This is a genomic window from Luteibacter sp. (assembly GCF_051958795.1).
Taxonomy (GTDB): Bacteria; Pseudomonadota; Gammaproteobacteria; order Xanthomonadales; family Rhodanobacteraceae; genus Luteibacter.
In genome coordinates this window covers 1-8,919 of the sequence record NZ_JBQCFT010000317.1, presented here as the reverse complement: position 1 = coordinate 8,919, position 8,919 = coordinate 1, and the positions used below count along the sequence as shown (strand labels likewise).

At 67.9% G+C, this 8,919-nt stretch carries 7 protein-coding genes and 1 pseudogene; 2 read left to right on the top strand and 6 right to left on the bottom strand.

Annotated elements, in window-relative coordinates:
• The 3 genes and pseudogenes from secD to tgt form a co-directional block, all read right to left on the bottom strand.
• Positions 1 to 455, bottom strand: a pseudogene (gene secD / locus ACTHLF_RS16455) (protein translocase subunit SecD); the annotation flags it as partial.
• A gap of 60 nt (positions 456 to 515) precedes the next feature.
• On the bottom strand, positions 516 to 854 hold the full coding sequence (yajC, locus tag ACTHLF_RS16450; RefSeq protein ID WP_440328631.1) for a preprotein translocase subunit YajC: 339 nt from the start codon (positions 852 to 854) through the stop codon (positions 516 to 518).
• Positions 855 to 995: 141 nt separating this feature from the next.
• Entirely contained in the window at positions 996 to 2,129 is a 1,134-nt protein-coding gene (gene tgt, locus ACTHLF_RS16445) for a tRNA guanosine(34) transglycosylase Tgt (RefSeq protein ID WP_440328630.1), read from the bottom strand.
• Positions 2,130 to 2,255: 126 nt separating this feature from the next.
• Here tgt and fliK point away from each other — a divergent pair, with 126 nt between their 5' ends.
• Together fliK and ACTHLF_RS16435 are read left to right on the top strand one after the other, a co-directional pair.
• Positions 2,256 to 3,419, top strand: a complete 1,164-nt coding sequence (fliK, locus tag ACTHLF_RS16440) for a flagellar hook-length control protein FliK (protein WP_440328628.1) — start codon at positions 2,256 to 2,258, stop codon at positions 3,417 to 3,419.
• Positions 3,416 to 3,679 (top strand): flagellar biosynthesis protein, encoded by a 264-nt coding sequence (locus ACTHLF_RS16435; RefSeq protein WP_440328627.1) that lies wholly within the window; start codon positions 3,416 to 3,418, stop codon positions 3,677 to 3,679. The genes fliK and ACTHLF_RS16435 overlap by 4 nt, the downstream gene beginning before the upstream one ends.
• Before the next feature lie 128 nt (positions 3,680 to 3,807).
• Here ACTHLF_RS16435 and murD read toward each other — a convergent pair whose 3' ends face one another.
• The 3 genes from murD to ACTHLF_RS16420 form a co-directional block, all read right to left on the bottom strand.
• Positions 3,808 to 5,160, bottom strand: coding sequence for a UDP-N-acetylmuramoyl-L-alanine--D-glutamate ligase (gene murD / locus ACTHLF_RS16430; protein ID WP_440328625.1), 1,353 nt, complete (start codon positions 5,158 to 5,160; stop codon positions 3,808 to 3,810).
• Positions 5,147 to 6,496: a UDP-N-acetyl-alpha-D-muramoyl-L-alanyl-L-glutamate epimerase gene (gene murL, locus ACTHLF_RS16425; RefSeq protein WP_440328623.1), complete on the bottom strand. Its 1,350-nt coding sequence runs from the start codon at positions 6,494 to 6,496 to the stop codon at positions 5,147 to 5,149. Before murL ends, murD begins: the two co-directional genes overlap by 14 nt.
• A partial coding sequence (locus ACTHLF_RS16420; RefSeq protein ID WP_440328622.1) for a bifunctional aspartate kinase/diaminopimelate decarboxylase occupies positions 6,493 to 8,919 on the bottom strand: 2,427 nt, incomplete at its 5' end. The genes murL and ACTHLF_RS16420, both read right to left, overlap by 4 nt.

The following is an 8,919-nucleotide window of genomic DNA, read 5'->3' as shown; positions in this document are numbered from 1 at the left end:
AGGTAACGCTGCTGCTGTTTCTTCAGCACCGCGTCCTGGTCGACCGCCATCAAAAAGTGCACGCCACCCTGCAAGTCGAGGCCCAGGGGCATCGAGTTCGCATGGATGGAGCGCAGCCACGACGGCACCGTGGAGGCAAGGTTCAGCGCCACCGTGTAGTTGTCGCCAAGGCCCGTGCGCAGCGCATCGGACGCCTTGGCCTGCTGGTCGACATTGCCGAAGCGCGCCAGGAGGCGGCCGTCCTTTTCGTTCACGTCGACCGCCAGGGCCGGCACCTTGGCGGTGGCCAGCAACGCATCGACCTTGCTCTTCAATGTCGCGTCAACCGCCGCGCCGCGGTTACCGGAGATCTGCACCGCCGGCTGGGGCGGGAAGACATTCGGCAGCGCGTAAACGATGCCGACCAGCAACACGATCACAACCAGCGCGTACTTCCAGCGTGGAAAATCACTCATGCCTTACATTCCGTGGGAGCGGCCGCCCGGCGGCCGCGGCTGACGCGTCTGAGAGAAAACTCAGTTCTTCTTGAGGCTGCCCTTCGGCAGCACCTGGGTGACGGCACCCTTCTGCATCTGGACGACCACGCCCGGGGCGATCTCGACCTTGACGAACGAATCGCCTACTTCCTCGATGCGACCGGCCAGGCCGCCGTTCATCACCACCTCATCGCCCTTGGCCAGGGCGGACAGGAGGGCGCGATGCTCCTTCTGACGCTTCATCTGCGGGCGGATCATCATGAAGTAGAAAACACCGAACAGCACCGCCATGAACAGAAGCTGCGTCACACCAAACGCGCCCTGCGGGGCGGCGGCGCCCGTGGCCTGGGCGATGGCGGCGTGGGTCAGAAGGCTCATCAGATTTCTCGCAAGTCATGGAACGGCCAAGCAAAAAGCGACCGCTCACGTAAAAAGATCGTGGATTATGCCACGCCCCCCGGCGGCCGTGTACCGCGCCAGTCCAAGGCTTTGGGGGCGCTGCGGGCGCCCCGCAAGGCCTTATACCCCGTCGACCTCGCCCTTCCGGCGCGCGGCGTAGAACGCCATCACGAAATCGTCGAGGGTCCCGGATTCGATCGCTCCACGCAGCCCGGCCATGAGGCGCTGGTAGTGGCGGAGGTTATGCATGGTCGCCAGCTGGCTGCCGAGGATCTCGTTGCAGCGATCCAGGTGGCGGAGGTAGGCGCGACTGAACCCGTTGGCGCAGGCGTAACAGTCGCAACCCTCCTCGATCACGCGCGTATCGGTGGCGAACTTCGCGTTACGGATGCGCAACGTGCCGGCATCCGTGAACAGGAAGCCGTTCCGCGCGTTGCGGGTCGGCATCACGCAGTCGAACATGTCGATGCCGCGGCGCACGGCCTCGACGATGTCCTCCGGCCGGCCGACGCCCATCAGGTAGCGCGGGCGCTCCTTCGGCAACAGCGGCAGGGTGAAGTCCAGCGTGTGGTTGCGCTCCGCCTCGGGCTCGCCCACCGCCAGGCCACCCACGGCGTAGCCGTCGAAGCCGATATCCACCAGCTGCTCGACCGAGCGGCGGCGCAGGTTCTCGTAGGTGCTGCCCTGGACGATGCCGAACAGGTTGTTCGGGTTCTTCAGGTCGTTGAAGGCCCGGCGCGACCGCTCGGCCCAGCGCAGGCTGAGCTCCATGGAGTCCGAGGCCACCTTCTCCGTCGCCGGGTACGGGGTGCACTCGTCGAAGATCATGGCCACGTCGGAATCCAGCACCGTCTGGATCTGCATGGACACTTCGGGCGACAGGAAGACCTTCGAGCCATCGACCGGCGAGGCGAATGTGACGCCTTCTTCGGTGATCTTGCGCTTATGGGCCAGTGAAAAGACCTGGAAGCCGCCGGAATCGGTGAGGATCGGCCGATCCCAGCCGATGAACTTGTGCAGGCCGCCGAAGGCGCCAACGATGTCGAGGCCAGGCCGGAGGAACAGGTGGAATGTGTTGCCAAGGATGATCTCGGCGCCGGTGTCGCGGACGTCGCGCGGCGTCATGGCCTTGACCGAGCCATAGGTGCCCACGGGCATGAACGCGGGGGTTTCCACGGTGCCGCGGCCGAAGCGCAGGCGGCCGCGCCGCGCCGCGCCATCGGTGGCGAGGAGTTCGAAAGGGAGGTTGCTCATCCGCCCATTCTACCCCGTCTGGCCAGGCCCCCCGTCACCTAAAGGTTCCGGGGAATCAGCCGATTCTTACGACACACAGGAGCGCGTCCACGACGGATGCCGCCCAGGCCCCCGGAGGACCTGCCCTTGATCATCCAGCCGACCAGCCTCGCCGCCCAGCTTTGGGCCGGCGCGGCCGCGGGTACCACGGCAGCCACCACCCAGACCTGGGCGGTGGGTACGCTGCTGTCTGCCCGCCTGCTGGCCCAGGTCGATGTCGGCAAGGTTCTTCTGGATATCGGCGGCATGGCCGTGGAGGCGGATGCGGCGGGCACGTCGCTGCCCCAGCAGTTCCAGGTACGCGTGATGACCCAGGGCGCCCAGCCCCAGCTGGAAGTGGTCGTCGGCAACACCGATGAGCGCGTGGCCATGCAGGGCCTGCGCGAACGGCTGCCCATGCAGAACGGTTACTCACAGCTCCTGAGCGTGCTCTCCGCCCTCGCCCGCCGCCCGGTCGCCCGCGTACTGCCGGAACCGCTGCGAACCGCACTGGCGACGCTCGAGTCCTCGATCAGCAAGCCGGCGGACCTGGGCACGCCCGATGGCATGAAGCAGGCGATCGCGAAAAGCGGCGCTTTCCTCGAAGCCCACCTGGCCGAGGCGCAGCATGACGCGCCGGCGACCGACGATTTCAAGGCGGCGTTGCTGAATCTGCGCCGTGCCCTGAACGATATCCCGCAGACGCGCCAGGCGATGATCCAGGCGCCTTCGCGGCCGTTCACCGATACCCCGCCGCCGCTCGCGCAGCGCGCCCTGGTCGCGCAGCCGCGCGCACAGGAACTGCTGGCGGATGAGGACACCGCCGATGGGCTCGTCGCGCACCTGCGCACCGATGTGCGCGCCGCGCTGTCGCGCGTGGAGATCGGCCAGCTCGAATCACAACCGCAGGCTGGCCTGTGGATGGTCGAGATCCCGCTGACCGGCGTGCGTGGTTACGACGTGCTCCAGCTGCGCATCGAGGAAGGCAAGCCTTCCGCCGCGGAACCCGATGGCATGTGGACCGTGGGCTTTGCGATCGACCCGCCGACGCTGGGCGCCGTGCAGGGCGAGGTGCAGCTACGCGGGTCGCGCGTCGCCGTGCGCCTCTGGGCGCAGTATCCCGAGACGGTCGCCCGCCTCGAGAATGAATTCACCACGCTGCGCCGCGTGCTCGAGAAGAGCAACCTGCAGCTCGATCACTTTGCCTGCATGCACGGCCTGCCCGTGCCGACGAGCGCCTATAGCGCCGTCCTCCTCGAAGCACGCGCATGACCCAGCAGCTCCCTTCCCCGCGCCGCAGCGTCACGCTGCGGATGGCCTCGCCTACTAGTCAGGGCAACACCCAGCGCATCGACGCCGATGGCGTGAAAGCTCTGCTCGAGCGTGCCCAGGCCCTGGGCCTGGCGCCGCACCTCGATCCGCAGGTCGCCACGCTGCTGGCCGCGGTGCGGTTGCGTGATGACGTGCCGAAGGAGTTGTACGCGGCGCTCGCGGCAGTAGTCGGGACGTTGTTGAACGCTACGCACGACTAGGCGTACGGCATCGCCGCTTCGTTGGCGTTCGCGTAGGAGCCCACCCTGTGGGCGACGCCTTTCGCGACAAGCCAGCATGTCCTGCGGCTGAGAGGCGAAACATGTCGCCCACAGGGTGGGCTCCTACGTCACAGGATGCCCAAACCCTGGATGCTCGCGGCACCCGCTTCGAAACCGGCCATCTCCGCAAACCGCCTGCCGCGGTCGGCGTAGTCCCTGAACTGATCGAAGCTCGGTGCGCCAGGCGACAGCACGACGGCGCCACCGCCTTGCAGTGCATTGCGCGCCGCACCTACCGCCGCGGCGAGGTCGCTGGCGCGATACACGTTCGCTACGCCCGCCGCCTCCAGCGCATCCGCGATGCGTGGGCCATTCTTCCCCTGGCAGATGATGGCGTCCGGCGCGTGCCCACACATCGCATCGACGAACACCGTCCAGTCCAGGCCGCGATCATGTCCGCCCACGATGAGCGCGACGTGTTCGTCGTGGACGCTTTCCAGCGCGGCGAGGCTCGCCAGCGGCGTGGTGCTGATCGACTCGTTGATCCAGCGCAGGCCATGGCGCTCACCGAGCGGCTGCAGGCGGTGCGGTAGCGGCACGAAGGTCGCGAGCGCGGGCGACGCGGCGCGCGCGTCGAGACCCATGAGTTCCAGCGCGGCCAGCGCGGCACACGCATTGAGCGCGTTATGCAGGCCCGGGGCCGCGACGCGATCCGCGCGGATCACATCCTCGGCACCGGAACGAATCCAGCCGTCGGCAACGTGCCATCCAGCCTCGTCGCCAAAGGTGTTCAACCCGGGATGCTCCGCGGCGCGTGCGAGGAGCACGGGCTGCATGGCATTGACGAGCACGCGCGAGGACGCAGCGATCAGTTTCAGCTTGTCATCGACATAGCGCTCGCGGGAGCCGTGCCAGTCGAGGTGCTCTTCGTACAGGCTGGTGACCACGCCGAGATCCACGCCCAGCGCTTCACCCGTCTGGAAGCTCGACAGTTCGATCACCCACAGGTCGGCCTCGCCTTCGTCCAGCTCGAGCAACGGCATGCCGATGTTGCCGACCAGCGCCGTGCGCACGCCCAGCGAACGCGCCAGGTGCGCAAGCAGGGCCGAGGTGGTGCTCTTGCCCTTGGTGCCGGTCACCGCGACGCTGCGCGCACCGGCATGGCCGGCAAACCACAACGCGGTGCCGGAAGTGAAGCGCGTGCCGCGTGCCTGCGCTTCGAGCAATTCGGGCTTGTACGCCGAGATGCCCGGCGACTTGATCACGATGTCGTAGCCCGACAACGCGTCGCCATCGGGCGCGGCGGCGATCACCCGCGCATGCGGATAGGCCGCGCGCGCCGCGTCCGCTTCGTCGGTGCCGACGTAGACATCCACGGCCTGCCCGGGAAGGCGTCGCGCCAGCGCATCGAGCGCGGCGCGGCCTTCGCGGCCGAAGCCCCAGACCGCAACGCGCTTGCCAGTGAGGTCAGCCCAGCGCATCCAGCGCTCCAAGCAGGCGCGAAGGCACCAGGTGGGAGGCGCCGGGTTTCAGCCACGGCTCCAGGGCGAGCTCGGAGACGTCCAGCTGCGGGAGGATCTCGCTGCGGAAGCGAGCAACGAGGGCATCTTCCTGCCACTCCGGCCGGTTCGACAGCGCATACAGCGCGGCGCGCGCCTCGGCACCTTCACCGACGCATTCGAACGGCTTGTGGTCGCGGTATTCGAGCAGCGCATCGAACGCCTCCGCCAGATCGATATCGTCGAGCAGGTTGCGGCCGAAGATCTGCAGCAGGCGCGGCTTGGGCATGAACGGCGCCAGCGCCAGGAACACGAAGTGGCACTTCGGGCACTGCCCGCACCAGCGATCCGCGGGCTTGGGCCCGAGGATGCGGAAGTTGCGGTTGCAGCTCGAGAACACGTTGAAGTACTCGCTCCCCAGGCGCGCGAACGCGCTGGTCACCGCAAGCTCCGACCAGGGGCGCAGCAGCGAGCAGTAATCGAGGTCGGCGGCGACGTGCGAATGCACGTAGTCGTGGAAGGTCTTCTCGAAGCCGAAGCCCGTGCTCCACTGGTGGTTCACTTCCTGGCCTTCGTATTCCAGCGTGGCCACGGAGGCGGAGCGCTCGTTGGCGAAGACGATGGAATCGTAGCCATACAGCACCGCCGCCACGACAAGGATCGCGGAGTTAATGGCGGTGACCGGGATATGGCCGTTCCACGCACCCATCCGGTTCAGTTCGAACAGCCCGGGCGCCAGCTCACGCGAGATGTTCAGCGTGGACAGCCCCGTGCGCGCGGCGCACTCGGCGATGAGCGGCGAATTGCCGACCCATGTAGCGGTGGCATCGGCACCGATGGACTTCACCGCTTCCACGGCGACCACGGAATCCTTGCCGCCACCGATCGGCAACAGCGACCGCTTCGGCAGCCCGATGGCGGGTGCGCTGCCGGTCTTAACGCCGTTATGCGGGAAGCGGATGCGGCTGCGCAGGTCCAGGCGGTTGCGGTAGGCGAACTCGGCCAGCCCGTGGAGGTAGAGCGCGTCGAACATCGCCGCGCCCTCCTCGTCCAGCGGCTCGCCTTCCACCACGAGGGAGGGTGGGATGCCGGCTTTGTAGTAGCTGACGCCGGCCACCAGGTGCAGCAGGCGCAGGGCGGCCGCGAAGGCCGCCTCGCGCCCCGCCGGGATGGCGGGGGCACCCGGGAACGTGATCCGTTCCACCAGTTCAGGGCCATCGTCGAACGCGTACGCCAGCTCGGCCACGCCATCGGCATAGCGATGGCTGACAAAGCGGAAACGCTGGCTTTCGCGCGGATCGGCGAGCGTGGTCGTCACGGCAGAAGCACCTCATCGGCTACGTCGCGCAGGTTGTAACGCGACGCCATCACGGCGCCATAGGCGCCTCCCTGTGCAACAAGTATCACGTCGTCCTCGAATGATTCTGGCAAGCGCCGGTCGGAACCAAGGATATCGCCTGACTCGCAGATCGGCCCCACCACCTGGTACATGGTCGTGGCCGGCTCGCCGAAGCGGGAGAGGTTCGCGATCTCGTGCCACGCGTCGTACAGCGCCGGGCGGATCAGGCTGTTCATGCCGGTATCCAGGCCGAGGTAGCGGATGTTGCTGCCCTTCTCCTTCTCCTGGGTCACCCTGGCGAGCAACACACCGGCGTCGGCAACGAGGAAGCGGCCCGGCTCCATCCATACCTGGAACTGCGGATAGGCCTGGCGGACCGCCATAAGGACCCGGTCGAGCGCGACGATGTCCAGCGCGGTTTCGCCGGGGTGCGACGGCACGCCGAGCCCACCGCCGATGTTGAGCACGCTGATCGTGCCGATGCGCTCGGCCAGCGCGGCTAGCTGCGAATACACCTCACCCCAGTGCGCGGCATCGAGGATGCCGGAGCCCAGGTGCGCGTGCAGGCCGATCACCCGGGCGCCTGCGTCGTCCGCCAGGCGGAGGAAGCGGTCGACCTGCTCGATCGGCACGCCGAACTTGCTGCCGGTGCCGCCCGTCTTGACCTTCTGGTGGTGGCCAAGGCCCCGCCCCAGGTCGACGCGCAGAACGATCTCGCGGCCGCGGAACAGGTCGCCCCAGTGTTCGATCGGGTGAAGCGCATCGATCGTGATGGTGGCGCGGGTTTTCAGGGCCGCCTCGAAATCGCGGTGCGCGGCGAAGTTGGGCGTGAACAGCAACGGCGTATCGTCCGGCACCGCGGCCGACACCGCCTCCAGTTCGCCCGGCGATACGCACTCGAACGCGAAGCCCTCCTCCGCCAGCACCTTGAGGATGCCGGGGTGGGTGTTGGCCTTCACCGCGTAATGCGCGCGATCGACCGCGCGCAGCGACTTCACCTTGCGCGCCTGTGCCCGCACCGTAGGCAGGTGGTAGGCGTAACGAGGCGTGCGCTCCTGCGCAAGCTGGAGCAGGCGCGGGCGTTCGGCCTGCCACCACGCCGCGGCTGGCAAAGGGGTTTCACCACTGCCATACAGCGCCTGCCACGCGGGCCCGAAGACCATGCTGTCGTCGGTGCGCAGGGCACCCGCGCCGATCAGCAGCTCATGCAGGCGCGGCAGCATCTCGTCGACCACGTCCTCATCCACGACGAACGTAAGGTTGAGGTTGTTCGACGACTGCGAGATGAGGTGCACCCGCAGCTGGCCGAACTCCGCCAGCACGGCCGACAGCTTGTGCAGCATGGAGCGCATGCCGCGGCCGACCAGGGTGATGGCGGCGCAGGGCGCGATGACCTTGACCCGGCAGACACGGGCCAGGTCGGCGGCGAGCGCAGCGATCGCGTCGGAATCGAGCAGGTTCTCCGTGGGATCCAGCGACACCGTCACGTTCGTCTCCGCCGAACCGATCAGGTCCACCGAGAGGCCGTGGCGCTTGAACGCATCGAACACGTCGGCAAGGAAGCCGACCTGCTGCCACATACCGACGGATTCCATCGATACGAGCGTGATGCCCTTGCGCGCACTGCTCGCCTTGATGCTCGGTGCGTGCTCGCGGACTTCGGGGCCGATCACCGTGCCTTCCAGCTCGGGCCGGTTGGTGTCCTTCACGAGCAACGGCACGCGCGGCTCGCGCAACGGCGAGAGGCAGCGCGGGTGGAGCACCTTCGCGCCCGTGGAGGCGATTTCCTGTGCTTCCTCGTAATCCAGCCGCTGGAGCAGGCGCGCACCGGCGACCTGGCGCGGGTTGGCGGTGAACATGCCGGCGACGTCGGTCCAGATTTCCACCCGTGCCGCGGCCAGCAGCGCGCCGAAGTAGGCGGCCGAGGTATCCGAACCGCCACGACCCAGCAGCACGGTGCGGCCGCCCTCGTCGCGGGCGATGAAGCCCTGCGTGATGAACACTTCGCCACGCGCGGCGAGCGCCGCCGCCAGCACCGGATCCGGGCGCGGCTCGACCATGGCCGAGAGCACGCGGGTGCGCTCGTTCTGGTTCGGCAACGCGACGGCGTTCAGGCATTCACGGGCGTCCACCCACTCGGTGGGCAGGCCGTTGGCGCTGAGGAACGCGGCGCCGAGCGCGCTGGACATCAGCTCGCCATGCGCCTGCACGGCGGCCTGCCAGGCCAGTTCGCCCAGTTCGGCGGACCCGCCCTCGGCCAGGCCCGCCAGGTCGGCCAGGCGCGCACCCAGGGTTTCCGGGAGCGCCAGCGACATCTCGCCCAGCAGGGCGTGGTGGCGATCGGCCAGTGCGGAGGCCGCATCCGAGCGGCGTTTGGGTTCCGTGTGCGTGCAAAGCTGTTT

What these genes read in the sequence shown, in the direction of transcription:
- ACTHLF_RS16435 (WP_440328627.1), top strand. Translation starts at nt 3,416, where the DNA reads ATGACCCAGCAGCTCCCTTCCCCGCGCCGCAGCGTCACGCTGCGGATG.
- yajC (WP_440328631.1), bottom strand. Translation starts at nt 854, where the DNA reads ATGAGCCTTCTGACCCACGCCGCCATCGCCCAGGCCACGGGCGCCGCC.
- murD (WP_440328625.1), bottom strand. Translation starts at nt 5,160, where the DNA reads ATGCGCTGGGCTGACCTCACTGGCAAGCGCGTTGCGGTCTGGGGCTTC.
- tgt (WP_440328630.1), bottom strand. Translation starts at nt 2,129, where the DNA reads ATGAGCAACCTCCCTTTCGAACTCCTCGCCACCGATGGCGCGGCGCGG.